Raw genomic sequence first — 25263 nt, forward strand, 5'->3', positions numbered from 1 at the left:
GCAAAAAAATGCAGGCAACCCCAGCGGGCTGGGGCTTGACGTAGGGCATTGTTGCGCCGCCTGTTAATCTCTCAAATAATCCAATATCAATGTTTACTTGACGATTTATGCAAGTAAAGGACCCCGCTCCACCCCCACCAATCTCCGCGCCTGCCGGACCTGGAAAACACCGCGCCGTGCTGGGCCAGCTCAGCGACATGGACCTGCGCCTTTTGCAGGTCTTCAAGAGCGTGGTGGAGTGCGGCGGCATGTCGGCCGCGGAGCTGGAGCTGAACATCGGCACCAGCACTGTGAGCCGCCACATCAAGGACCTGGAAGCCCGCCTGGGCCTCACGCTGTGCCGCCGGGGGCGGGCGGGGTTTGCGCTGACGGCCGAGGGGCAGCGGGTGTATGACGAAACCCTGCGCCTGCTGGCCTCGGTGCGCAGCTTTCGCGACAGCGTGGACGACATCCACTCGCGCATGGGCGGGCAGCTCGCCGTGGCGGTGTTCGACAAGACCGCCAGCAACCCGGCCGCCCGCATTGGCGAGGCGATTGCCGCCTTCACCGCCCAAGCCCCCGATGTGCAACTGCAACTGCATGTGGGCTCCATCAACGCCATCGAGCGCGGTGTGATCGACGGCAGCTACCAGGTGGGCATCATCCCCGCGCACCGCAGCTCGCAAAGCCTGGCCTACGCCGACCTGTTTGGCGAGACCATGCTGCTGTACTGCGGCGCGGGCCACCCGCTGTTTGGGGCGTCATCGCCTCCGGCCGACTGGCATGCCGTGCGCGGCTACCAGTTTGCGGGGCTGGGCTACCACTCGCCCAATATGGAGTTGAGCCACCAGGCCCGGCTGCAGCGTGCGGCCACGGGGTTTGACCAGGAGTCCATCGCCACGCTGATCCTGTCGGGCCGCTTTCTCGGGTTCTTGCCCGACCACTACGCCGAGGCCTTCGAGCGCCAGGGCCGCATGCAGGCGGTGAACCCGTCGCTGTTCCACTACCACTGCCAGTTTGTGAGCCTGATGCGCCGCTCCCCCGCCCCCGCCCGCGCGGCGCAGGCGTTTGCGCAATGCCTGGAGGATGCGCACCGGCCCGGTCGCTGACAGGGGTATTGCGGGGCTGCGGCTTGCCAGCTGCCGCGGCGCGGCGGACAATTCGCCTTCTTTGCAACATTGTGTGACATCGGGAGCAGCGCCCATGGCCAGCATTTCCTCCATCGGCAGTTCAGGCCTCCAGGCCGCCCAGTTGCGGCTGGACGCGTCGGCCAACAACGTGGCCAACATGAACACCCCCGGCTACCGCCGCGAGTTGGTTGCACAAGAGGAAGTGGCCGAAAGCGCCGGCGTGCGAGCCACCGTGCAGCGCGAACAGGACGCCAAGGGCGTGGCGCTGGAGCAAGAGGCGGTGGAGCAGATGTCGGCCACTTACGCGTTCAAGGCGAATCTGCAGACCATCAAGACGCAGGACGAAATGATGGGCTCCTTGCTGGATGTGAAAGCCTGAGCGCTGCCCATTCCGCGCCTGTTTGTGTTCTAACCCTCATGCCCCGCTGGCCGGGGCATGTTCGTTTCTGGCGCAGATTGAGAGGACTGCCCGTTATCAGTTGGTATCGGCCAGCCCCGCCAGGCGCTGGACCAGCCAGCGTTGAAACGCCAAGCCCGTGGCGGTGCGGCTGCGCAGTGGAATGGCGTACATGGCGGTGCTCCTTGTCGTGAGTTTGTTCAGGCGCCCTGGATGGCGGGATTGCTGTGGGGCGATGGGGTAGCGCTTTGGCGAGCGGTGCGCCGGCCAGCCCGGTCCCACGCCTTTTCATGGAAGAAGAAGGCCACCGCCTGCACCGTGGGCTCCAGCAGGCTCAGTGTGAGCGAGGCCCACAGGTTGCCGGTGACGGCATAGGCCACCAGGGCGGCCACGCAGATGTGGATGAGGTAGTAGCTGCCCGTCTTCATCAGCATGGTTTGGTTCTGGCGGGCAACGCGGCGGATGAGGGACATGGCGGACTCCTTGGTTCAACAGAGCCTGCGGCGGTGCAGCAGGGATGGTTGAATGGTAGTGATTCGCAATAGCGAAAGCCAATTGATCATCGCTAAGGCGCAGATAGCCGCTATCCAATGACGCCTTGCGAAGCGCCACAGCGCCTATCCCAAACAGACTGGTTCTGCGCGTGAACTAGTTCACGTTCCGCCACTGAAAAAAGCCGCTGCCACCAAAGCCCCCGTTGCTATGATGGCCGCTCTTTTCAACCCCCTCTTTTGCTTTGGGAGCACACATGGCCCTCATGGACTTCATCAAGAAACAGTTCATTGACATCATTCAGTGGACCGAAGAGGGGGACGGCACGCTGGCCTGGCGCTTCCCCATGCGCGACATGGAAATCCAGAACGGCGGCACGCTGGTGGTGCGCGAGTCGCAGATGGCCATCTTCGTGAACGAAGGCCAGGTGGCCGACGTGTTTGGCCCCGGCACCTACAAGCTCACCACGCAGACGCTGCCGGTGCTCACGTACCTGAAGAACTGGGACAAGCTCTTTGAGTCCCCCTTCAAGAGCGATGTGTACTTCTTCAGCACACGCCAGCAGATCGACCAGAAGTGGGGCACGCCCCAGCCCATCACGATCCGCGACAAGGACTTTGGCGCCGTGCGCCTGCGCGCGTTCGGCAACTACGCCTTCCGTATCGCTGACCCCAAGCTGTTCCACACCGAAATCTCGGGCACGCGCGAGTCCTACCCCGTGGCCGACCTTGAAGGCCAGCTGCGTGGCCTGGTGTTGCAGAACATCAGCAACGCCATTGCCGGTAGCGGCCTGCCGTTCCTGGACCTGGCGGCCAACCAGGTCATGTTTGCCGATGCGCTGACCAAGGAGCTGGCGCCCATCTTCGCCAAGCTGGGCATCTTGATCGAGTCCCTCACGGTGCAGAACGTCTCGCTGCCCGAAGAGCTGCAGAAGATCCTCGACCAGAAGATCGGCATGGGCATGGTTGGCAACGACATGGCCAAATTCATGCAGTACCAGACGGCGCAGGCCATACCCAAATTTGCCGAGGGCGCGGGCAACGGTGGCGGAGTGGCGGGGGACGCCATGGGTCTGGGCGCGGGTGTGGCGCTGGGCCAGGTGCTCGCGCAGAACCTGCAGCAGGGCCTGCAAGGCGGCGGCGCAGCTGCCCAGGCAGCGCCCGCAGCGGCGGCCGCTGCAGTGGGCGTCAAGCCTGAAGACGTGATGGCCACGCTGGAGAAGCTGGGCGAGCTCAAGTCCAAGGGCATCCTCACGCAGGAAGAGTTCGACGCCAAGAAGGCCGAACTGCTCAAGAAGCTCGTCTGATCGATCGGATCGATTGCTATCATAAAGATAGCTGCTTGCGCTGGAGGGATAGGCGCTAGAGGCCAATAGGGCTTCAAAGCCGTTTAGCGCGGCGCGGGCAGAACACTCCACACGATGGCCACCGACCCCACCCAGCGCTATTACCGCGCGCCCTGCCCCGGCTGTGGCGCGCCGGTGGAGTTCAAGAGCGCGCAGTCCACCCATGCCGTCTGCGGCTACTGCCAGAGCACCGTCGTGCGCAGTGGCGATGTGCTCACGCGCCTGGGCAAGATGGCCGAGCTGTTCGACGACCACAGCCCGCTGCAGCTCATGGCCAGCGGGCGCATCCAGCTCGACGGCAAGGACGTTCCCTTTACCCTCATCGGCCGCCTGCAATACAAGGGCGACGCGGGCGTGTGGACCGAATGGGCGGCCTTCCTGAATGACGGCACGCTGGCCACGCTGGGCGAAGACAACGGTGCCTATGTCTTCACCCGGCCCATCGACCCCGGCCGCGAGATGCCTGCGCCCGAGCGCTTTCGCATCGGCACCACCACGGCCATCAACGGCAAACCCTACAGCGTGGCCTACACCGGCCAGGCACAGCTGATCTCGGCCCAGGGCGAGCTGCCCAAACTACCGCCGCTGGGCCAGCCCTTCGGCATGGTCGAGTTGCGCAGTGCCGACGGCGAAGTGGTCAGCATCGACTACGGCCACACCCCGCCCAATGTGGAGCGTGGCAAGGCAGTGCTCCTGGAAGACCTGCAGCTGCAGGGTCTGAAGGACGAATCGGCCAAGGACGAAAAAGGCCGCCAGTTCAACTGCCCGCACTGCGGTGCGCCGGTGCAGGTACAGCTGTCCACCTCCAAGAGCATCACCTGCGGCTCGTGCGCCAGCATCATCAGCCTGGACAGTGGCGTGGGCGGAGAGTTGCGCTCGGCGGAGCAGGACGAACCCGTCCAGCCCCTGATCCCGCTGGGCAGCAAGGGGCAGCTGCAGGGCGTGCACTGGCAGGTGGTGGGCTTTCAGCACCGGATGGGCGTGGAGCCCGGCGATGACGAGCACTTTGGCTGGAGCGAATACCTTCTCTACAACCAGAAGCGTGGCTTCGTGTTCCTGGTCGATTCCGAAGAAGGCTGGAGCATGGTGCGCCCCACCACCGGCGCGCCGCAGATGGCAGCCACGGGTCGCTCCGCCACGTACATGGGCACCAAGTACGACCTCAAGTACACCTACGAGGCCGAGACCACCTATGTGCTGGGCGAGTTCTACTGGCAGGTCACGCGCGGCCAGAAGACCACCAACCGCGACTTTGCGAGCGCCAAGGGCCTGCTGTCGATGGAGCAGAGCCCGAACGAGATCACCTGGTCTGCGGGGGACAAGCTGTCCAGCGACACGGTGGCCAAGGCGTTCAAGCTGGACGACAAGAAAGATGTGCTCCAGCGCGACGACCCTGGCCCGTTCGTGGCCAAATCCGGCCTGGGCTGCGGCACCATCATCATCATCGCCGTGGTGATCCTGATCCTGCTCATCTTGCTCAGCCGTTGCTCCAGCTGCGATCCCCGGGTCGAAAACTGTTCCTCGTCCTCCAGCTACCGAAGCTCGGGGGGCTCGTACGGCGGATATTCGTCGGGCGGCAGCCACAAGTAGTGCGGCGCTTGCTTCTGTTCATCCGCCAGCCACACTCACCGACACCACGTTTCAAGGAGATCACACCATGATGGGATTCGAATGGCTCAAACCCGCGGCATTTCTCGGGTCCATCCTCTACGCCATCATTGGCGTCATCATCTTCTGGCTGGCCTTTGTCATCGTGGACAAGATCACGCCCTATGACCTGTGGCGCGAGATCGTCGAAAAGCAGAACCAGGCCCTGGGCCTGGTGGTGGCCGCGATGTGCCTGGGCATCAGCATCATCGTGGCGGCTGCCATCCATTGACGCATTGACGCGTTTTCGAGCCCCTACCGCCTGAATGAACGAAGCGGCGCACCCGGCAGGGTGCGCTGACCGCTGCCTTGTCGTCTCCCACCCCGTCTCCCGTCGCGCCCGCGCCTGCGGTGCCGCCCCCATCCTCTGGCCCCCGCCCCATCGACATCGCGCTGCTCATCAGCGTGTTTGTGGTGGCAGCCTGCGGCCTGCTGTACGAGCTGGCCGCCGGGGCGCTGGCCTCCTATGTGCTGGGCGACTCGGTGCTGCAGTTCAGCACCATCATCGGCACCTACCTGTTTGCCATGGGCCTGGGGTCGTGGCTGTCGCGTTACTTCGAGCGGCAGCTGCCCGCGCACTTCCTGCGCATCGAGCTGCTGGTGGCGCTGATCGGCGGCGCGCTGCCAGCCACGCTGTTCCTCGCCAATGCGTATGCGCCGGGTGCGTTCCGGTTCCTGCTGTACGGCATGGTGCTGATGGTGGGCACGCTGGTGGGGTTGGAGATTCCGCTGGTCATGCGCATCCTCAAACGCAACGTGGTGCTCAAGGACCTTGTCTCGCAGGTGCTCACGTTCGACTACCTGGGCGCGCTGGCGGTGTCGCTGGCGTTTCCGCTGCTGCTGGTGCCGCACCTGGGGCTCATCCGCACGGGGTTGTTGTTCGGGCTGATGAATGCCGCAGTGGCGCTGTGGGCGGTGTGGCTGTTCCGGCATGAGCTGCGGCGCCTCCAAGCCCATTTGTTCGCCTGCCTGATGGTGGTGGGCCTGCTGCTGGCGGGACTGGCGGGGTCTGAGCAGATCACGAGCTTTGCCGAAGACAAGTTCTACCAGGACCGCATCATCTTCACCACGGCCACGCCCTACCAGCGCATTGTGGTCACGCAGGGCCGCTATGGCCACCGGCTGTACCTCAACGGCAACCTGCAGTTCTCCGAGTCCGACGAATACCGCTACCACGAGGCTCTGGTGCACCCCGCCATGGCCGCGCATGGGGCGCCCAAGCGGGTGGCGGTGCTGGGCGGCGGCGACGGCATGGCGGTGCGCGAGATCCTCAAGTACCCCTCGGTCGAGTCCGTCACCCTGGTCGAGCTGGACCCGGCCATGACGCGCATCTTCAGCGAGAACCCCACGCTGGCAAAGCTCAACGGCCACGCGCTGCAAAACCCCAAGGTGACCATCGTCAACACCGATGCCTTTGGGTGGCTGCAGCAGGGGACGGACCTTTTTGACGTGATCGTGGTGGACTTCCCCGATCCCACCAACTTCTCCATCGGCAAGCTATACACCAACAGCTTTTATGCGTTGCTGGACAAGCGGCTGGCGGCCAGTGGCTACGCCGTGGTGCAGACCACCTCGCCGCTGGTGGCGCGCCAGAGCTTCTGGACGGTGGTGCAGACCATCGAATCCGTGGGCCTCTCGACAGCGCCGTACCACGCCCATGTGCCCAGCTTTGGCGAATGGGGCTATGTCATCGCCAGCCGCAGGCCGTGGCGCCTGCCCGACGCCCTGCCACCCGGGCTCCGGTTCCTGAGCGCCCCGTCGCTGCCCCTGCTGTTCGACTTTCCGCTCGACATGGCGCGGGTGCCGGCCGACGTGAACCGCCTGTCCAACCAGGCGCTGGTGCACAGCTACGAGCGCGAATGGGGCAAGGTGGTGGCGCATTGAGTCGCCGTTTGCCAGGGCCCCAACAGGCATTCGCCGAGCAATTTGCAGGGGTTCTGCCCGCTGGCATGGGCAGCACAATCGGCTACAAAGCTGTCAAGACCTGATCGCCGTGGGCGCCCCCGATGCTGGACCTTTTTTTCCTTTCTGACGCACAGCCCTATCCGCTGCTTTGGGCGCAGCACGATCCCTGGCTGGTGACGCTGTCGGTGGGCATGGCGGTGCTGGCCTCCGTGCTGGCGCTGCAGATGGCGGGTCTGGCCCGCCGCGCCGACACCCGGTTCATGCGCCAGATGGCGCGGGGGTCCGGGGCGATGGCGCTGGGCGGCGGCATCTGGTCCATGCACTTCATCGGCATGCTGGCTTTCACGGTGTGCGCGCGGGGCCAGTTTGATGCGTGGACCACCGTGCTGTCCCTGCTGCCCAGCGTGGGCGCGTCGTGGGTGGCGCTGGGCTTGCTGATGCGCCGCGAGATCAGCCGCTCCGCCCTGGTGGTGGGTGGGGTGCTGGTGGGCGCTGGCATTGGCGCCATGCACTACATCGGCATGGCAGCATCGCAGTGGGCGCCTGTCATGCGGTACGACCCTTGGGGGTTTGCCGCCTCGGTGCTGGTGGCCGTGTTGCTGGCCATCGTGGCCCTGTGGGTGCGGTTTGGGCTGGAGCGCGTGGTGCGTTGGCGCGCCCGGTGGCTCAATGCGGTGGCCGGTGTGGTCATGGGGCTGGCGATTGCGGGCATGCACTACACCGGCATGGCGGCCTTGCGTTTCATTGACGCCCCCAACGAGCTGGAACTGCTGACTGCGGCCGATGGCGCGCCCCTGGCACTGGCCGTTGCTGCAGTGGCGTCGGGTATCGGGCTGCTGGTGATCGCCATCAACGCGGGCTTGCGTTACCGGCAGATGTTCCTGCAGATGCGCCAGAGCGAGTCCCGCTTGCGCGCCATTGCCGACACCGCCGTGGACGGCATGGTGATGATCGATGCGCAGGGCCGTGTGCAGTCCTTCAACGCAGCGGCCGAGCGCATCCTGGGCTGGCGTCCCGACGAAGTGGTGGGCCAGAACGTGTCCATGCTCATGCCCGAGCCCGACCGCTCGCGCCACGACACCTACCTGCAGCGCTACCTGCAAGGCCAGGGCGGTGGCGTGGTCGGCGCCAACAGCCGCGAGGTGCTGGCTTTGCGGCCGGATGGCAGTACCGTGCCCATTCGCATCTCCATAGGCCGCGTGCCGCTGGATGGCGCGCCGGTGTTCGTGGGCTTCATCAGCGACCTGACACAGCGCCGCGCCATGGAGCAGGAGCTGCAGGCCAGCGAGCAGCGCCTGCGCTCGCTCATGGCCAACATTCCGGGCGTCACTTTCCGATGCCGGCACGATGCCGACTGGACCATGCTGTTCATCAGCGATGCGGTGACCGCACTCACGGGCTGGTTGCCGCAGGACTTTCTGGACGGCCGTATCAACTTCACCCAGCTCACGCTGCCCGAAGAGGTGGACCGCCTGTGGGCGGAAGTCTCCATGGCCATCCAGGAGCACCGGCCCTACCACGTGGAGTTTGGCCTGCGGGACCGTGATGGGCGCCTGCGCTGGGTGTCGGAAAGCGGCCGCCCCGTGGTCGGCGATGACGGCCAGGTGCTGTGGATCGACGGCGTCATCATGGACATGACCGTCTTTCGCGAGCGCAACGCCGAGTTCGAGAGCACGGTGCGTGCCATCAACCGTGCGCTCTCGGTGGTGGAGTTCGACATGCAGGGCCATGTGCTCAACGCCAACGCCAACTTTCGAGAACTCATGGGCTACCGGCTGGAAGAGATCGTGGGCCAGCACCACCGCATGTTCTGCGAGCCCGCCTACGCGCAGACCGAGGCGTACGCGCAGTTCTGGGCGCAACTGCGAGCTGGCCAGCTCGATGGCGGTGAATATCAGCGACTGGGCAAGGACGGGCGGCGCATCTGGATCCAGGCCACCTACAACCCCATCTTCGACGCGCAAGGCCAGCCGTTCAAGGTCGTCAAGTTTGCGACCGACCTCACCCAGCGCCGTGCCATGGAGCAAGAGCTGCGCGCCGCCAAGGAGCGTGCCGAGCAAGCCGCCGCCGCGCGCAGCACCTTCCTGGCCAACATGAGCCACGAGATCCGCACGCCCATGAACGCCATCATCGGCTTCACCGAGGCCCTGCTCGACACCCCCATGGACGCGCAGCAGCGCCGCCACCTGGGCACGGTGCAGCATGCGGCGCGCTCCATGCTGCGCTTGCTCAATGACATCCTGGACACTGCCAAGCTGGAAAAAGGCGCGGTGGAACTGGAGATTGCGGACTTCTCGCTGCAAGAGGTGTGCGACCAGATCCTTGCCTCGCTGCGCATCCATGCGGGCAAGAAGGGGCTCGCGCTGCAGTGCCTGACGGACGACCGGGTGCCGCCTTACCTGCGGGGCGATGCGCTGCGCCTGCAGCAGGTGCTGCTCAACCTGCTGGGCAACGCGCTCAAGTTCACCGAGCGCGGCCATGTGCTGCTGCGGCTGGACTACCACGACGGCACGCTGGTGATGGAGGTGGAGGACACGGGCATCGGCATCGCGGCGCAGCACCTTGAGCGCATCTTCGACCCCTTTGCGCAGGCCGACGCATCCACCACCCGGCAGTTCGGCGGCACCGGCCTGGGCACCACCATCTCGCGCCAGCTGGTGGAGCTGATGGGTGGCAGCATCAGCGTGCGCAGCACCCTGGGTGTGGGCACCACGTTCACCGTGTGTGTACCTTTGCCGGTGGGCCAGGCGACGGCGGCAGTGGCCACCGTGAGCCATGCGGTGCAGTTGCCGCCGCTGCGCATGCTGGTGGTGGACGATGTGCCGGCCAACATCGAGCTGCTGCAGATCCACCTGGACCGGGGGCGCCACCAGGTGACCGTGGCGCGGGATGGCGAAAGCGCTGTCGCCGCCTACGAGGCCGGGCGCTTCGATGTGGTGCTGATGGACTTGCAGATGCCCGGCATGGACGGCCTGGAGGCCACGCGCCGCATCCGCGCGTTCGAGCAGGCGCAACGGCGCAAGCCGGTGCCGGTGATCGCCCTGTCGGCCAGCGTGCTGGAGCAGGACCGGCGCAACGCACGCGCTGCGGGCATGGACGGTTTTGCAAGCAAGCCGCTGGAGCCCGCCCGCCTGTTCCGCGAGATCGCCCGCGTGCTGCACCTGCAGCCCGACACCTCCACATCGGGGTGGAGCAGTCTGCAGACCTTGACGCGCGCCACCGACTTGCCACCGGTCCCCCACGCCACCGTCGCCGCGGTGGACTGGGAGCGTGGCACCCGCCTCTGGGGCCAGCGTGCGCTGCTGCGCGATGCCGTGGCGCGCCTGCTGACCGACCATGCCGCCACCCCCGCCACCTTGCAGGCCCTGGTGGCGCAGCCCGACATGGACGCTGCCCGTGCGCTGGCCCACCGCCTGCGTGGTGCGGCAGGCAACCTGGCGCTGGGGCCGCTGCAAACGCTGGCGCAGCGCATCGAGGAAGCCGCCCACAGCCTGGACCGCACGGCTCTGCAGCCGCTGGTGGCCGCCCTGCCCGCCGCGTTGCAGGCCGTGGAGCAGGCCCTGGCCCACGAGGCCGTGGCCGCCGCAGCGCCCGCCCCCGGCGTGGGCCAGCACGCACCGCTGACCGCCGACCAACGCCAGCAGGCCCGGGACGCCGCGCAGGCGCTGCAGCAGGCCCTGGCACAGTCCGAGCTGGCCCAGCCGCCGCTGGACCTGCTGGTGCAGATGCTGCCTGCAGATGCCACCGAGCGCCTGCAAGAGGCCATCGACCGCTTTGACTTTGACCAGGCCGGGGTGCAGTTGCAGCAGCTGCGCACGCACTGGCTGGACGAACCCCTGGAGAACCCCGCATGACACCGGCCCCTGACCAGCGGCCCCGCCTGTTGCTGGTGGACGACGAGCCCACCAACCTGCAGGTGCTGCGCCACATCCTGCAGTCCGACTACCGCCTGCTGTTTGCCACCGACGGTGAACGTGCGCTGCAGGTGGCGCGCGAGCAGCGGCCCGACCTGGTGCTGCTCGACATCATGATGCCGAACCTGGACGGCTATGCCGTGTGCCGCGCGCTCAAGGCCGATGCCGCCACGGCCTCCATCCCGGTGATCTTCATCACCGCCCTCACCGACAGCCAGGACGAAACTGCCGGGTTTGACGCGGGCGCGGTGGACTACATCACCAAGCCCGTCAGCCCGCCCGTGGTGCGAGCGCGGGTGCGCACCCACCTGTCGCTGGTGCGCATGGACGAGCTGCGCGAAACCCGCCTGCAGATCGTGCAGCGCCTGGGCCGTGCTGCCGAGTACAAGGACAACGAAACCGGCATGCATGTGATCCGCATGAGCCACTTTGCCCAGCTGCTGGCGCTGGCCGCAGGCCACAGCCCGGCCTGGGCCGAAGACCTGCTCAACGCCGCGCCCATGCACGACGTGGGCAAGATCGGCATCCCCGACGCCGTGCTGCGCAAGCCCGGCCCGCTGGACGCCGCTGAGTGGGACACCATGCGCCGCCACCCCGAGATTGGCGCGGAGATCATCGGCGAGCACCCGTCCGGCGTGCTGCAGCTGGCCCGTGAGATTGCGCTGGCCCACCACGAAAAGTGGGACGGCAGCGGCTACCCGCGCGGCCTGGCGGGCGAGGCCATCCCGGTGTCGGCGCGCATCGTGGCCGTGGCCGATGTGTTCGATGCGCTCACCACCCGCCGCCCCTACAAGGAACCCTGGCCCGTGCAGGATGCGCTGGACCACATTGCAGCGCAGGCGGGCAAACACTTTGACCCCGCCCTGGTGGCGCTGTTTGCCCCGCTGGTGCCGCAGCTGCTTGAGATCCGCGCACGCTGGGCCGATTGAGGCGTGACCGCATGACCCCCTGGACCCTGCAGCGCCGCCAGTTTGTGGCGGGCGCCGCCGCCCTGGCCACAGCCGCGCTGGGCGGATGCGACCGCGCCGTGCCGCCGCTGGAAGGCGGCTTCACCGGCATCGACATGGCGCGCGGCCACCAGCTGCGCGAGTGGCTGGCACGCGGTACCTGGCCCGAGCCCGCCGTGGTGCGGCGCGCACAAGTCATCATCGCGGGCGGTGGTGTGGCGGGGCTCGCCGCCGCGCGCGCGCTGCGCCTGGCGGGCGTGCAGGACTTTGCGCTGCTGGAGCTGGAAGACACTGCAGGCGGCAACAGCCGAGGCACCGCCGTCAACGGCCTGGCCTGCCCGCAGGGCGCGCACTACCTGCCCGTGCCCGGCGACGACGCGCGCGAGGTGCAGGACCTGCTGGAAGAACTGGGCCTGCGCCAGCGCGTGGCCGGGCGCTGGCAGTACGACGAACGCCACCTGTGCCACAGCCCGCAGGAGCGCCTGTACTTCGAGGGCGAGTGGCAGGAGGGCCTGCTGCCCGTGCAAGGCGTGGGCGAGGCCACGCTGGCGCAGTACCGCCGCTTTGCGCAGGCGGTGGAGCGTGAGTCGAAGGCCGCGCGGTTTGCCATGCCCGCACTCAAGCTGTGGACCGCCAAGCGCCCGCTGGCGCCCAGCCAGCAGGCGCTGGACGCCATGACGTTTGCCGCCTGGCTGGCGCAGGAAGGGCTGGACGATGCCCACCTGCGCTGGTACCTGGACTACTGTTGCCGCGACGACTACGGCGCCGGGGCCGACCGTGTCTCGGCCTGGGCGGGCATCCACTACTTTGCCAGCCGCCATGGCTTTCATGCGCCCGGCGAGGCCGTGGACGAAGCCCGCGAAAGCGTGCTCACCTGGCCCGAGGGCAATGGCTGGATCACCCGGCGCCTGGCCGAGCCGCTGGCCAACACGTCCCACGGCGGCGGCCAGCTGCGCACCGGCACCAGCGTGCTGCGCATTACCGAAGGCCGCCACGGCGTGGAGGTGGATGCGTTCAATCACGCCACCGACAGCGTGAAGCGCTGGCAGGCGCCACGCTGCATCGTGGCGCTGCCCGTCTTCGTGGCGGCGCGCGTGGTGCAGAACCCGCCTGCCTTCCTCACCGGGGCGGCCCAGCGTCTGTCGTGGGCGCCCTGGCTGGTGGCCAACATCCACATCCACAGCCCTCTCACCGACCGCCCCGGCGCTGCGCCGGCCTGGGACAACGTCCTGTATGCCGACCCCACGGCGGGGGGCCTGGGCTATGTGAACGCCGGCCACCAGCGCCTGGACACCCGCGCCACGCTGGCCGGCCCCACCGTGCTCACCTACTACCAGGCGCTGGGCGACCGGGCGGACGGCCGCCAGCAACTGGCCACCCAGCCCTGGCAGCACTGGGCCGACGCCGCCCTGGCCGCCTTGGCCGTGCCCCACCCCGACCTGCGCCAGCGCGCCACGCGCGTGGACATCACCCGCTACGGGCACGCCATGTCCATCCCCACACCGGGTTTGCAGCAGTTTTTGAGTCAAATCGGCCTGGAGCGCAGGTCTTTCATGCCCAAGGCGCTATCAAATGGTGAGCGTTCCGCCTGGCTGCCCACGCCCACCACCGCACGGCTGGCGTTTGCGCATGCCGACTGGTCGGGGTATTCGGTGTTTGAAGAGGCCTTCACGCGCGGGCACGGTGCGGGGCTGGTGGCCGCCGCCGGCTGAGGCCCGCGACGATTGGTTCAGAGGGCCACTAACCGCGCTGCCCGTCCCACCACATCCCCAGGCACAGCGCAACGCCCACGGCATACAGCAGCCAGGTGGCCGAGACCACGTAGGGATAAAACATCAACGCCACGCCCCACCAGCGGGTGCGCGGCTGCTGCGCACGCTTGCCGTGCCAGTACGCCGCCATGCCGATCAGGCCAAACAGGATGGCCCCCACGATGTAGGCGGGGCTGGGCAGCTCCAGGCCGAGGGATTGCAGTGCAGAGAGGGTTTCCATGGCGGGGTGTGCAGGCTGTGCGGGTGGGGTGAGGTGGGTGTGACTCCTGCCGGCGATAAAAGGTCCCTGGCCAGGTCCCTGGTGTGTGCCCGATCCGGCGTTGCCTGGTGGGGGCGTTGGAGAACGGCCTTTCATGGCGGTGTCACAGGGCGGCGGCATCGTCCACGGTTTTGGCTCTTTTCACCTTGACCACCATGTCCCGACTGTCCCTGATTGCCGCCTGCGCCGCGCTGCTGTGCGCCACCCCCGCCATCGCCCAGCAGGCCTACCCCGCCACCCTGGCTGGCCACGCCGTGCTGCCCGCCCTCACCGTGGTTGCCGCGCCCAAGGATGCGCCGCAAGACCTGCAGGTGGCCGGCAAGTTCACCACCCCCCGCCGTGTGGACGCCGTGGGCAGCGTGATGGGCCAGTCGGGCGGCCGTGACACAGGCGTGTCGCTGCCCTTCCAGGGCCAACCCCTTCAGGGCCACTCGGGCATCAAGCGCATGGCCGACGGGTCGTTCTGGATCCTCACCGACAACGGCGCCGGTTCCAAAGCCAACTCGCCCGACTTCATGCTGCACCTGAGCCACTACACCGTGGACTTCAAGTCGGGCCAGTTCAACCGCCTCAAGACCATCTTCCTGCACGACCCCGACAAGAAGATCCCCTTCCGCATCACCCACGAAGGCACCGACAAGCGCTACCTGACCGGCGCCGACTTCGACCCCGAGAGCTTCCAGTTCGCCGGTGGCGCGCTGTGGATCGGCGAAGAATTCGGCCCCTTCCTCATCAAGGCCGACCTGAACGGCAAGGTGCTGGCCGTGTTCGAGACGCAGGTGGACGGCAAGGTCGTGCGCTCGCCCGATGCGCCCGGCGTGCTCATGCCCGGCGCCCCCGATGCCAAGCCCACGCCCTTTGAAGTCAAGCGCTCCAAGGGCTACGAAGGCATGGCCTCCAGCAAGGACGGCAGCAAGCTCTACGCGCTGCTCGAAGGCGCGCTGTGGAACGACAGCACCAAGTCCTATGAAAACGTGGGCGGCAAGCAGTACCTGCGTGTGCTCGAATTTGACGTGAAGACCGAGCAGTGGACGGGTCGCCACTGGAAGTACGTGCTGGAGGCCAACCACCACGCGATTGGCGACTTCAACATGATCGACGGCACCACCGGTTTGATCATCGAGCGCGACAACGGCGAAGGCACGGCCGACAAGGCCTGCCCCGAAGGCACCAAGCGCACGGACTGCTTCCACGACCTCGCCAAGTTCAAGCGCGTCTACAAGGTGGAGATGAGCGACGCCAACGTGGGCGGCGAGATCCGCAAGGTGGGCTACATCGATCTCATGAACATCCAGGACCCTCAGCGCCTGGCGCGCAAGCCGCTGAACAGCGGCGTGCTCACCTTCCCGTTCTTCACCATCGAGAACGTGGACATCGTGGACAGCACGCACATCGTGGTGGGCAACGACAACAACCTGCCCTTCAGCAGCAGCCGCGACCCCAACAAGGCGGATGACAACGAGCTGGTGCTGCTGGAGGTGGGCGGGCTACTGCAAGCCAAGTAACCCGGCGCCAGCGCGCGGTGGGGGCCGGGTGGCAAAATTCCCGGTTCCCGTTCCAACGTACCCGGAAGCCGCGCCACCATGTTCACAGGCATCGTCCAAGCCACGGCAGGCATTGCCGCCATCCACGACCGCGCAGGGCTGCGCACCTTCACGCTCGATTTCCCCGAGGGCTTCTGCCAGGACCTGGCCATTGGCGCCAGCGTGGCCACCGATGGCGTGTGCCTCACGGTGACCGAGATCCTGTCGCCCACGCAGGCCAACTTCGACGTGATGCTGCAGAGCCTGAACATCACCACGCTGGGCAGCTACGCGCAGGGCGACCGTGTGAACGTGGAGCGCGCTGCCAAGGACGGCGCCGAGATCGGCGGCCACCCGCTGTCGGGCCATGTGGACTTCACTGGCACGCTCATCGAGCGCCGCGAGTTCGACAACAACCTGGTCTGGCGCGTGGCCGTGCCCGAGGCGTTTCGCCGCTACATCTTTGCCAAGGGCTACATCGCCATCCACGGCGCCAGCCTCACGGTGGCCGAGGTGAACCGGCAAGAGGGCTGGTTCGAGATCTGGATGATCCCCGAGACCCGCCGCGCCACGGTGTTTGAGCACAAGAAGGTGGGTGACCGCCTGAACATCGAGATCGAGCGCAGCACGCAGGTGGTGGTGGACACGGTGCGCGAGGCGGTGCAAGAGAGCCTGGGCCGCCTGCAGCCCGTGCTGGAGGCGTTGTTGAAGGAAAAGGGCCTGTCGCTGGACGACTTTGTGCAGGCGCCCGTCCTGCCGCACTGACCCAGCGAAGCTCTCCCATGTCCGTGGTGGTGCGCCCGCTGGCGCTGAGCGATCTGGCCGACCTGCTGGCCGTGCAACTGGCCTGTTATGGCGAAGGGTTTGTGGAGAGTGGTGAGGTGTTTGCCCGCCGCCTCGCCAGCCCCGCCAATTGCTCGCTGGTGCTGGAGCAAGGCGGCGCGGTGTGTGCCTACCTGGCGGCTTACCGCAGCGTGCGTGGCAAGGTCACCCCGCTGCACGGCGATTTTGAAGCCACAGCCCAGCCCGACACGCTGTACCTGCACGACATGGCCGTGCTGCCCGCCCATGCAGGGCAAGGCCTGGCCCATGCATTGCTGCAGCCCCTGTGGGCGCAGGCCCGCGCAGAAGGGCTGCGGCACAGTGCGCTGGTCTCGGTGCAGGGCTCGCAGGCCTACTGGCAGCGGCAGGGCTATGCACTGCACCCCTTGCAGGACGCCGCCCAGCAGGCCCGCCTGGCCAGCTACGGCGAAGGCGCCGTGTACATGGCGCGAGCGCTGTAGACCTTGTAGGCGCGCTGTCACCGGCCCTCGTCATAATGCCCGCCATGCCCCACCGCTGGAAACCCAACGTCACCGTGGCCGCCCTCATCGAGCGCGATGGCCGCTTTCTGCTGGTCGAGGAAGAAACCACCGACGGCCTCAAGCTCAACAACCCCGCCGGCCACCTGGACCCGGGCGAGTCGCCCATCCAGGCCTGCGCGCGCGAGGTGCTGGAAGAAACCGCCCACGACTTCGAGCCCACGGCGCTGATCGGCGTGTACCTCAACCGCTTCACCAAGACGCGCACGGGCGACGACACCACCTACCTGCGTTTTGCATTTGCAGGCACGCTGGGCACGCACCACGACTGGCGCACGCTCGACACCGGCATCGTGCGCACGCTGTGGCTCACGCCCGACGAGATCCGCGCCTGCCCCGAGCGCCACCGCAGCCCGCTGCTGCTGCGCTGCCTGGAGGACTACCTGGCGGGCCAGCGTTTTCCGCTGACGCTGGTGCACACCGATATTTCGGTCACCGAGCCCGCTGCGCAATAGCTCTGCGCGGGCTGGGTGACGCGAGGTCTTGTGACCTCAGTCCGCGGTCAGCTTGCGTTCCTTGATGATGGTGGCCCACTGGGTCGATTCCTTCTTCATGAAGGCCGTCAGCTCGGCGCGTGTGGTGGGTTGTGGCGTGAGGCCGTGTTTGTTCAGTGCCTCCTTCACGCCCGGGTCGTTCAGCACCTTCACGATCTCCTGGTTCCAGCGGTCCAGCAGCGGCGCAGGCGTTTTGCCGGGGGCCACAAAGGCGTACCAGTTGAGCGCTTCAAACCCCGGGTAGCCCGCCTCGGCCACGGTGGGGATGTTGGGCATGTACGAGGGCCGTGTGAGCCCGGTGGTGGCCAGGGGGATGAGCTTGCCGGCCTCGATGTGCGGCAGCGCGGTGGGCGGCGCGGCAAAGTACGAGGTGACGCGCTCCCCCAGCAGGTCTTGCAACGCCGGGGCGCCGCCCTTGTAGGGCACATGGGTCATGTCGATGCCGGCTCGCTGGTTGAACAGTTCACCCGCCAGGTGCGATGCCGAGCCCGCGCCGGTGGAGGCAAAGTCCACGCTGCCGGGCTTCTTCTTGGACAGCTGCACAAACTCGGCCAGCGTCTTCACGCCCGCGCCCTTGTGCACCACCAGCACGTTCGGAAAGTTCACCCCGCCCGACACGGCGGCCAGGTCCTTGAAGGGGTCGTAGGCCACCTTCATCAGGTGGGGCGCAATGGTGAGCGGTCCCACCGACCCGAGCAGCAGCACCGAGCCATCGGCGGGCGCATTGACCACAAACTGGTGCGCGATGTTGCCGCCTGCGCCACCCTTGTTGTCCACCACCACCGACTGGCCGATGTTCTCGCCCAGCTTCTTGGCGATGAGCCGTGCCGCCGCATCGGCCGCGCCGCCTGCGGCAAAGCCCACGACCAGCGTGACGGGCTTCTTGGGCGGAAAGTCTTGCGCCGCAGCGCCCAAGGCGAGAGGCAGGGTGGCCAGCGCCAAGGCGCAACGCAGCAGGGTTCTTTTGGGGTTCATGGGGGTCTCCTTCATTGTGGGTTGTTGGGGGGCTGGGGATCAGTCGGCGCCCAGGCCGATGGGGTTGGGCTGTCGCTTCTCCACGGCATGGCGCAGCAGCGACGCGGTGCGGAAGATGCCGTGCGCAAACTTGCCGTAGGGCATGGTGGCGAACAGCGCCATCACCGCGCCCAGGTGCAGGCACAGCAGCAGCGGCAGGCCTGCGGTGCCACGCACCGCCCACAGCGCCAGGCCGCTGGTGGCGGTGAGGAACAGCAGGGCGATGAAGGCGCGGTCCATGGGCTTTTGTGCGGCATCGCCGTGTTGCGGGTGGCGGCGCAGGTTCAGCCGCCACAGGCCGGCCGTGCCAACGGCCAGGCTGACACCGCCAATGCCGCCCAGCAGCTTGGGCAGGCTGGGCAGGTCGTACGGTGCGGGTGCGCCCAGCAGGTAGTGGTACAGCGTCGCCACGCTGGTGGCGGCAAAACACAGCATGAAGCCGTAGAACGTGAGGTGGTGAAACCGCCTGCGCGACAGGGTGTAGGCATCGTCCTCGTTGTGGCAGCCATCGCCATGGCCGCCGTCCAGGTACTTGAGGCGCAGCACGGCATCGGTGGCCTCGGCCGTGGCGGGCGCGCTCAGCGGCGCGCCGCTGGTAGCGGGCGTCACGTCGCGCCAGAAGCGGCGCACGCCGAGGCCCAGCGCCAGCACGGCGAACAGGAACACGGGCGCAAACAGGCCCACCAGCAGGTTGTGCGGGAAGATGCCGTAGAAGCCGCCCACAGGGGCCTGCCACAGCGCGGCGATGCCCTGGCCATGCAGCACCACGGCCAGCAGCAGGAACAGCGTGAGCCCGGCCACCAGTGCCAGGGCCAGGGTCAGGCCGTTGCGCTGGTACAGCTGGCCCAGCGCGGGTGGCCAGGCGTAGTCGGCATAGGTCTGGCCGCGCACCTGGGCCATGGCCTGCGGAATGTTCACCGCAAACTCGTGCGGCGGCGCGTACTGGCAGGCGTGCAGGCAGGCGCCGCAGTTGTGGCACAGGTTCGCAAGGAAGTGGATGTCGGCCTTGCCAAACTCCAGCCGCCGCGTCATGGCCGGAAACACCGCGCAAAAGCCTTCGCAGTAGCGGCAGGCATTGCAGATCTGCAGCTGGCGCGCCACCTCGGTCTCGGGCGCAGACAGCACGATGTCGCCATTTGCCAGCGCCCGGGCGTCGCGCGTCAGGGCCTCAAGCGTTTGCATGGTTTGCTCCTTGTTTTGTAGCGTTTGAGGCATGTTCGACTAGCGCTACCGGGCGTTTGGAGGCCAAAGCTGCCTGCGTGCCCGCAATGCGGCCAAACGCAGTGCCAATGCTCATGCCCACGCCGGCGGTGTAGCCTTTGCCCAGCACGTTGCCGGCCATCATTTCGCCGGCCACAAACAGGTTGGGGCTGGGCTGGTTGTTAAAGCGCACCGCAGCCGTGTCGTCGGTGTGCAGACCCAGGTAGGTAAAGGTGACGCCAGGCTTGAGCGCATAGCCGTAGAACGGGCCGGTGTCGATGGGCCGGGCCCAGTGTGTCTTGGCGGGTGCCACGCCTTCGGTATGGCAGTCGTCCAGCGTGGTGTGGTCGAACTGGCCCACGCGGCAGGCGGCGTTGTAGGTATCGAGCGTGCGGGTGAAGGTGTCCACGGGCAGGCCGAGCTTTTGCGCCAGCTCGGGCAGCGTGTCGGCCTTTACGCCCGGGAACACGGGCGGCATGAAGCGGCCAATGGCCTTGCTGTCGATGATGGAGTAGCCGATCTGCCCCGGCTGCTGCGCCACCAGGCGGCCCCAGATGGCATAGCGCTTGGGCCAGAAGTCCTCGCCCTCGTCGTAGAAGCGTTCGCCCGCGCGGTTGACCACCACGCCCAGCGACACGCAGTCGATGCGCGTGCAGATGCCGCCGTCGTACAGCGGCGCGCGCGCGTCGATGGCCACCATGTGCGCCTGCGTGGGGTCGCCGATGCGGTCGGCGCCGTGGTCGTCGAGCAGGTGCTTGAGCAGCACGCCCTTGTTGTAGGCCGTGCCGCGGATCAGGAAGTTGTCGGCCGGCCACTCGCCGCGCTCGTTCTGGCCCCAGGCTTCGCGCAGCCATTCGCGGTTCGATTCAAAGCCGCCCGCGGCCAGCACGCAGCTCTTGGCGGCAATGCGCTCGCCGTTGGCCAGGTGGGCTGCGACGAAGCGGGGGCCCTCCATCTCGATGCGCTCCACGGGCGCTTCGTAGCGGATCTGCACGCCCAGCTGCTCCGCGCTGCGGTAGTAGGCATTGACCAGCGCCTTGCCGCCGCCCATGAAGAACGCGTTGGTGCGCGCCACATGCAGCGTGCCCGCCAGCGCGGGCTGGAAGTGCACGCCGTGGCGGCGCATCCAGGGCCGGCAGGTGCTCGACTCGCGGATCACCAAGCGCGCCAGGTGTTCGTTGGTCAGCCCGCCTGTCACCTTGAGCAGGTCTTGCCAGAACTCTTCCTCGGGGTAGGCATCGACCAGCACATCCTGCGGCGCATCGTGCATGCAGCGCAGGTTGCGCGTGTGGGCCGAGTTGCCGCCGCGCCAGGCGCGCGGGGCGGATTCCAGCAACAGCACGCTGGCGCCGGCCTCGCGCGCCATCAGGGCGGCGCACAGTGCAGCGTTGCCGCCACCGATGACCAGCACATCGACCACAGCATCGCCGCTCATGGCTGGTGGCTCCCGGCGGTGTGCTGCGAGCGGGGGAAAGAAGAAGGGGGTGTGGGGCCCATGGGGTGTCTCCTGGCGTGGTCGCCGTGTCGTTCATCGGGGTGATGGCGACTGTAGGGAGACGCAGGCCCGCCGTGCAGCGGGTTCAGGTCATGGGGGTATCACGGATCGTGATGGCTGCGGGGTGGCCGCTCAGGCGTTGGTGCTGGTGCCTTGTTCGCCGATCCACGTCGTACCGAACCACTGGCCAGTCGTCACCAGTTCGCGCACGCAGTCCGCCAGCACCACCCGCGCGGCCAGTGCAGCGGGCGAGAGCTCCTCGTCGGGCAGGCTGCACAGCAGGTTGACGCGGCGCGCGGGCGCGTCGGTGAGGCGTGCGCACTGAAAGCGCTCGGCCGCATCGGGGTAGCGGCCCATGGCGGCCCAGGGCTGCACGGTTGAGCCCAGACCTGCATCCACGGCGGCCATCACCATGGCGAGCGAGTCCACCTCCAGCACCACATGCGGCACCACGCGGTCGCGGGCAAAGGCCGTGTCCAGGGTGCTGCGCAGGCCGTGTGGGCCGGTGGGCAGGATCAGCGGCTCTTGCCCCAGCTCGGCGACGGTGATGGTTTCCGGCAGCTGCCGGCCACAGGGGTTGCCGGGACCGCTGCGGGCACAGATGAGGAACAGGTCTTCCTCCAGCAGCGGCGCCATGTCCCAGCGGCGCGTGCCGGTGGCCTGCTGCGCCTGGTGCAGGCGGGTGTCGAACAGCACGGCCAGGTCCAGCTCGCGCGCATGCAGCATGGCTGTGAGGTGGCCCGACATGCTCTCCACCATGTGCAGCCGCACGTCGGGGTAGCGCGTGCGCATGGCCTGCATCAGCGGCAGGCCCAGCACGCCCGACGTGGTGGGCGCCAGGCCCACGGTGACGGTGCCCGACAGCCGCGCCTGCTGCGCCGCGCGCACAGCCTGGTCGGCATGGCGCAGGGTGAGCTGCGCCTCGCGAAAGAACGCCAGCCCTGCCTCGGTGGGGGTCACGCCGCGCGGCGTGCGCTGCAGCAGGCGCGTGGACAGCTCGCTCTCCAGCCGCGTGATCTGCTGGCTGAGTGCGGACTGCACCACGTCGAGGTCCAGCGCGGCGCGGCTCATGGAGCCTTGCTCCACCACGCGCACGAAATAGCGCAGTTGTCTCAGTTCCATAGCGCCCTTTTTGCCATGCGGAACTGTACCCCGGAGCGTCTATTGCCCCTCCCGGGGGCGCGAATACACCGGTGCTGCCGCGCCGCCCTGACTTGTTGGCGACTGCGTGCGGAGCGCGCAACGCGCCACTTGCAACAGGCTGACGCCGTTGCTCCGGGTAAACGCGCAGTCCGAGCCCCGGTGACCCGTCAATTCCCTAGGGAGGCTGGGGACTTGAAATTAATTACACCGCCGGTGGATCGCATTTCAAGAGAGACACAGGCGCTTTCCCGAAGAATCCGCTGGCGAACCTGGCACCGGCGACTGCTGCGCCAGCATTTTTTCACTTCAACCCTTTCCGAACGGAGACAGGCCATGATCTGGCAACAAATCTACAACCCGGCGGGCAATATGGTTGCGTCCACCGCGCTGGCCGCGATCCCGGTGATCATCATGCTGGCCGCCCTGGGGTTCTTTCACATCAAGGCCCACATCGCTGCCGGCATGGGGCTCATCGCAGCGCTGGTGGTGGCCATATTCGCTTATGGCATGCCCGCCGAGATGGCGGGTCGCGCTGCCTTGTATGGCGGTTTTGTGGGGCTGCTGCCAATCGGCTGGATCGTGCTGAACATCATTTTCCTGCACCAGCTGACTGAGCAGAACGGTAGCTTCAAGGTGCTGCAGGACTCGCTGTCCAACATCACGGAAGACCGCCGCATCCAGCTGCTGCTGATCGCATTTTGCTTTGGCGCATTCTTTGAAGGGGCCGCCGGTTTTGGCACGCCCGTGGCAGTCACTGCCGCGATCCTGATCGGGCTGGGGTTCTCGCCACTCGCTGCCTCGGGGCTGTCGTTGATCGCCAATACCGCCCCCGTGGCGTTTGGTGCACTGGGCACGCCAGTGATCACGCTGGCCAAGGTGCACGGCTACGACCTGATGGAGGTGACGGCCATGATCGGCCGCCAGCTGCCCTTCTTCTCGGTGCTGGTGCCGTTCTGGCTGATCTGGGCGTTTGCCGGGCGCAAGGCCATGTGGGAGATCTGGCCTGCCATTCTGGTGGCCGGTGTGTCGTTTGCCATTCCGCAGTTCCTGGTCTCCAACTACATCGGCCCTGAGCTGGTGGACATCATTGCAGCCATCATCTCCATGGCGAGTCTGATCGCGTTCCTGCGCGTGTGGCAGCCCAAGAAGATCTGGACCTCGCCTTCGATGCGCGGCCACGACCCCAGTGCCGGCGAAACCAAGCCCGCCCAGGCCCCGGTGCGCTATTCACGCGCCCAGCTGATCAATGCCTGGATGCCCTGGGTGATCCTGTCGGTGTGTGTGTTTGTCTGGGGGCTGCCATCGGTCAAGGCATGGCTCAATGGCATTTTCTCGCCAGCCTTCCCAATGGACGGGCTGCACAACCTCATCGAGAAGATGCCGCCTGTGGTGCCCAAGCCCACCAAGGAAGGCGCGGTCTACACGCTGAACCTGCTGTCGGCCACCGGCACGGGCATCTTGCTGTCTGCGCTGGTCAGCGCCCTGCTCATGCGCTACAGCCCCGTCGCTATCGTTGGTACGTTCTTCCGCACCGTCTGGCTGGTGCGCTATTCGCTGCTGACCATCGTGCTCATGCTGGCACTGGGCACGCTCACCCGCTACTCGGGCACGGACACCACCCTGGGTCTGGCGTTTGCCAACACCGGTGTGCTGTACCCCTTCTTTGGCACCCTCATGGGGTGGCTGGGTGTGGCGCTGACCGGCTCGGACACGGCCTCCAACGTGCTGTTCGGGGGCATGCAGAAGGTGGCGGCCGAACAGCTGGGCCTTTCGCCCAACCTCATGGGCGCCGCCAACAGCTCGGGCGGCGTGATGGGCAAGATGATCGATGCGCAGTCGATTGTTGTGGCCTCTACCGCCACCCGCTGGTTCAACCATGAAGGGGACATCCTGCGCTTCGTCTTCTTCCACTCGATAGCGCTGGCCTGCCTGGTGGGGCTGTTGGTGAGCCTGCAGGCTTATGTGTGGCCCTTCACGTCCATGGTGGTGCGATAGCGGGTCGACAGAGTCTCCCTTCCCGCCCCCTGCGGCGGGTGTGCTCCGCGCCACCGGGGGCTTCGGGGCACAAGCCTCCGAGAGACCTGTGCCCAGCGCCCGCCGTATCGGCCTACAGGGCTCAGAACGTGTGCACCACACCGGCCGAGATGCCGGTGGCCGTGGCCTTGTTCGCCGCACCCTGGAAGCCGTTGCGCCAGCGGGTGTTGTCCAGCTCGGCATACACCTTGGTGCGGCGCGAGAGCTTGTATTCGGCAAACGCCACCAGGCGGCCGTAGCCATCGTCGGCGGCGGCGGTGCGCGAGCGGTCCACCTTGTAGTAGGCCGCTGTCAGGTCCACCCACGGCGTGGCCGCCCAGGTGCCGCCGGCGGACAACACGCGCTGCACGGTGAAGCGGCCTGCAGCTGTCTCGGCCTTGTTGCGGCCGGCGTTGGCAGCCAGGCGCACGCTGCCCCATTGGTACGCGGCGCCCACGGTGGTGCCGTCGAGTGATCGCTTGTTGGTGTCGTTGAAGCTCTGATAAGCGCTGGACACCACCAAGCCGTCCGCAGCCCACGCCAGTCCCACACCGCGTGACGACAGAGCCGAGGCCTGCGATGCGACTTCGCCAATGCCCCACATGGCACGTGCGGTGAAGCCGCCGAAACGGCCCGTGTACTTCAGTGAATTGTCCAGCCGGTACGAGCCCGAATTGGCGCCTGCGCTGCCGTACTCGATGCCCAGTCCATGCTGGCTCAGCGCCGTCACGCCGATGTTGGGGTTGAAGCTGGCAAAGCGCATGGCCAGCGGATCCACGGGCGAGATGGCATCGGCCAGCGTCGTGGTCTGGCGGCCCAGGGCCAGCGTGCCCCAGCTGCCCTGCAGGCCCACCCAGGATGCGCGGTCGAAGTATTTGGTGGCGTTGGCCGGGGCACCCGTGTCGGCGTTGAGGCCGCTCTCCAGGTTGAACAGTGCCTTGGCGCCGCCGCCCAGGTCTTCACTGCCCCGCAGGCCCCATCGGCTGGTGGTGTGGATGCCACTGCCCAGGCTGCGACTGGAGCCGGCCGTGGGCGCGTTGGATGCGGTGAGGCCGCTGCCGTTGCGCAGGCCCAGGTCCACCACGCCGTACAGCGTCACATCAGTGCCTTGTGCCATCGCGCAGTGGCCGACCAATGCAGCGCATGCCGCTGCCATCTTCGTTTTCATGGTTGTCTCCTCTTGTTGAAATGCGGGCATGTGTGCCGCTGAGGGGCGGTGGCGCCCCTCTCCCT

The 25263-nt window shown here is 67.1% G+C and carries 21 protein-coding genes; 14 read left to right on the forward strand and 7 right to left on the reverse strand.

What is annotated here, in order from left to right:
• Window positions 1-107 precede the first annotated feature (107 nt).
• Window positions 108-1088, forward strand: coding sequence for a LysR family transcriptional regulator (locus ATF69_RS08020; RefSeq protein WP_083871641.1), 981 nt, complete (start codon window positions 108-110; stop codon window positions 1086-1088).
• Between the two features lie 94 nt (window positions 1089-1182).
• The gene (locus tag ATF69_RS08025; protein WP_146870524.1) at window positions 1183-1488 is read left to right on the forward strand and encodes a flagellar basal body protein; all 306 of its coding nucleotides are present in this window, start codon (window positions 1183-1185) and stop codon (window positions 1486-1488) included.
• Between the two features lie 218 nt (window positions 1489-1706).
• Here the strand turns inward: ATF69_RS08025 and ATF69_RS08030 are convergent, their stop codons facing one another.
• Window positions 1707-1979 carry a DUF2061 domain-containing protein gene (locus tag ATF69_RS08030; RefSeq protein WP_146870525.1) on the reverse strand — a complete coding sequence of 91 codons (273 nt, stop codon included), beginning with the start codon at window positions 1977-1979 and terminating at the stop codon, window positions 1707-1709.
• Between the two features lie 275 nt (window positions 1980-2254).
• On the opposite strand from ATF69_RS08030, the gene ATF69_RS08035 reads away from it, so the two are divergent.
• From ATF69_RS08035 to ATF69_RS08065, 7 genes are all read left to right on the forward strand, one after another.
• Entirely contained in the window at window positions 2255-3304 is a 1050-nt protein-coding gene (locus tag ATF69_RS08035) for an SPFH domain-containing protein (protein WP_056056717.1), read from the forward strand.
• Between the two features lie 114 nt (window positions 3305-3418).
• Window positions 3419-4933, forward strand: coding sequence for a DUF4178 domain-containing protein (locus tag ATF69_RS08040; protein ID WP_146870526.1), 1515 nt, complete (start codon window positions 3419-3421; stop codon window positions 4931-4933).
• Window positions 4934-5003: 70 nt separating this feature from the next.
• Entirely contained in the window at window positions 5004-5222 is a 219-nt protein-coding gene (locus tag ATF69_RS08045; RefSeq protein ID WP_015016355.1) for a DUF350 domain-containing protein, read from the forward strand.
• 77 nt (window positions 5223-5299) lie between these two features.
• On the forward strand, window positions 5300-6874 hold the full coding sequence (locus ATF69_RS08050; protein WP_056742696.1) for a polyamine aminopropyltransferase: 1575 nt from the start codon (window positions 5300-5302) through the stop codon (window positions 6872-6874).
• A gap of 122 nt (window positions 6875-6996) precedes the next feature.
• On the forward strand, window positions 6997-10749 hold the full coding sequence (locus tag ATF69_RS08055) for a PAS domain S-box protein (protein ID WP_146870527.1): 3753 nt from the start codon (window positions 6997-6999) through the stop codon (window positions 10747-10749).
• Complete coding sequence (locus tag ATF69_RS08060; protein ID WP_116748373.1) at window positions 10746-11738, forward strand: response regulator; 993 nt, start codon at window positions 10746-10748, stop codon at window positions 11736-11738. Before ATF69_RS08055 ends, ATF69_RS08060 begins: the two co-directional genes overlap by 4 nt.
• 11 nt (window positions 11739-11749) lie before the next feature.
• Window positions 11750-13468 carry an NAD(P)-binding protein gene (locus ATF69_RS08065; RefSeq protein WP_208758701.1) on the forward strand — a complete coding sequence of 573 codons (1719 nt, stop codon included), beginning with the start codon at window positions 11750-11752 and terminating at the stop codon, window positions 13466-13468.
• A gap of 28 nt (window positions 13469-13496) precedes the next feature.
• On the opposite strand, the gene ATF69_RS08070 is transcribed toward ATF69_RS08065, so the two are convergent.
• Window positions 13497-13748 (reverse strand): hypothetical protein, encoded by a 252-nt coding sequence (locus tag ATF69_RS08070; protein ID WP_056056709.1) that lies wholly within the window; start codon window positions 13746-13748, stop codon window positions 13497-13499.
• Between the two features lie 194 nt (window positions 13749-13942).
• On the opposite strand from ATF69_RS08070, the gene ATF69_RS08075 reads away from it, so the two are divergent.
• The 4 genes from ATF69_RS08075 to ATF69_RS08090 all read left to right on the forward strand — a co-directional run bounded on the left by ATF69_RS08075 (window position 13943) and on the right by ATF69_RS08090 (window position 17126).
• Entirely contained in the window at window positions 13943-15292 is a 1350-nt protein-coding gene (locus ATF69_RS08075; RefSeq protein WP_208758702.1) for an esterase-like activity of phytase family protein, read from the forward strand.
• Window positions 15293-15370: 78 nt separating this feature from the next.
• Window positions 15371-16075 (forward strand): riboflavin synthase subunit alpha, encoded by a 705-nt coding sequence (locus tag ATF69_RS08080; RefSeq protein WP_116748371.1) that lies wholly within the window; start codon window positions 15371-15373, stop codon window positions 16073-16075.
• A gap of 17 nt (window positions 16076-16092) precedes the next feature.
• Entirely contained in the window at window positions 16093-16593 is a 501-nt protein-coding gene (locus ATF69_RS08085) for a GNAT family N-acetyltransferase (RefSeq protein WP_146870529.1), read from the forward strand.
• A gap of 44 nt (window positions 16594-16637) precedes the next feature.
• Window positions 16638-17126, forward strand: coding sequence for an NUDIX hydrolase (locus ATF69_RS08090; RefSeq protein ID WP_116750205.1), 489 nt, complete (start codon window positions 16638-16640; stop codon window positions 17124-17126).
• A gap of 36 nt (window positions 17127-17162) precedes the next feature.
• Here ATF69_RS08090 and ATF69_RS08095 read toward each other — a convergent pair whose 3' ends face one another.
• The 4 genes from ATF69_RS08095 to ATF69_RS08110 all read right to left on the reverse strand — a co-directional run bounded on the left by ATF69_RS08095 (window position 17163) and on the right by ATF69_RS08110 (window position 21996).
• On the reverse strand, window positions 17163-18140 hold the full coding sequence (locus ATF69_RS08095) for a Bug family tripartite tricarboxylate transporter substrate binding protein (RefSeq protein ID WP_146870530.1): 978 nt from the start codon (window positions 18138-18140) through the stop codon (window positions 17163-17165).
• 39 nt (window positions 18141-18179) lie between these two features.
• On the reverse strand, window positions 18180-19361 hold the full coding sequence (gene tcuB / locus ATF69_RS08100) for a tricarballylate utilization 4Fe-4S protein TcuB (RefSeq protein ID WP_146870531.1): 1182 nt from the start codon (window positions 19359-19361) through the stop codon (window positions 18180-18182).
• A complete protein-coding gene (gene tcuA / locus ATF69_RS08105; protein WP_056056697.1) occupies window positions 19348-20814 on the reverse strand; it encodes an FAD-dependent tricarballylate dehydrogenase TcuA in 1467 nt (488 codons plus the stop codon). Before tcuA ends, tcuB begins: the two co-directional genes overlap by 14 nt.
• 192 nt (window positions 20815-21006) lie before the next feature.
• The gene (locus tag ATF69_RS08110) at window positions 21007-21996 is read right to left on the reverse strand and encodes a LysR family transcriptional regulator (protein ID WP_146870532.1); all 990 of its coding nucleotides are present in this window, start codon (window positions 21994-21996) and stop codon (window positions 21007-21009) included.
• 354 nt (window positions 21997-22350) lie between these two features.
• On the opposite strand from ATF69_RS08110, the gene ATF69_RS08115 reads away from it, so the two are divergent.
• Window positions 22351-24012 carry an L-lactate permease gene (locus ATF69_RS08115; RefSeq protein ID WP_146870533.1) on the forward strand — a complete coding sequence of 554 codons (1662 nt, stop codon included), beginning with the start codon at window positions 22351-22353 and terminating at the stop codon, window positions 24010-24012.
• 121 nt (window positions 24013-24133) lie between these two features.
• On the opposite strand, the gene ATF69_RS08120 is transcribed toward ATF69_RS08115, so the two are convergent.
• Window positions 24134-25198, reverse strand: a complete 1065-nt coding sequence (locus ATF69_RS08120) for a porin (RefSeq protein ID WP_244303676.1) — start codon at window positions 25196-25198, stop codon at window positions 24134-24136.
• Window positions 25199-25263: the final 65 nt, after the last annotated feature.

Source organism: Acidovorax delafieldii (assembly GCF_007993815.1).
Lineage (GTDB): Bacteria > Pseudomonadota > Gammaproteobacteria > Burkholderiales > Burkholderiaceae_C > Acidovorax > Acidovorax delafieldii.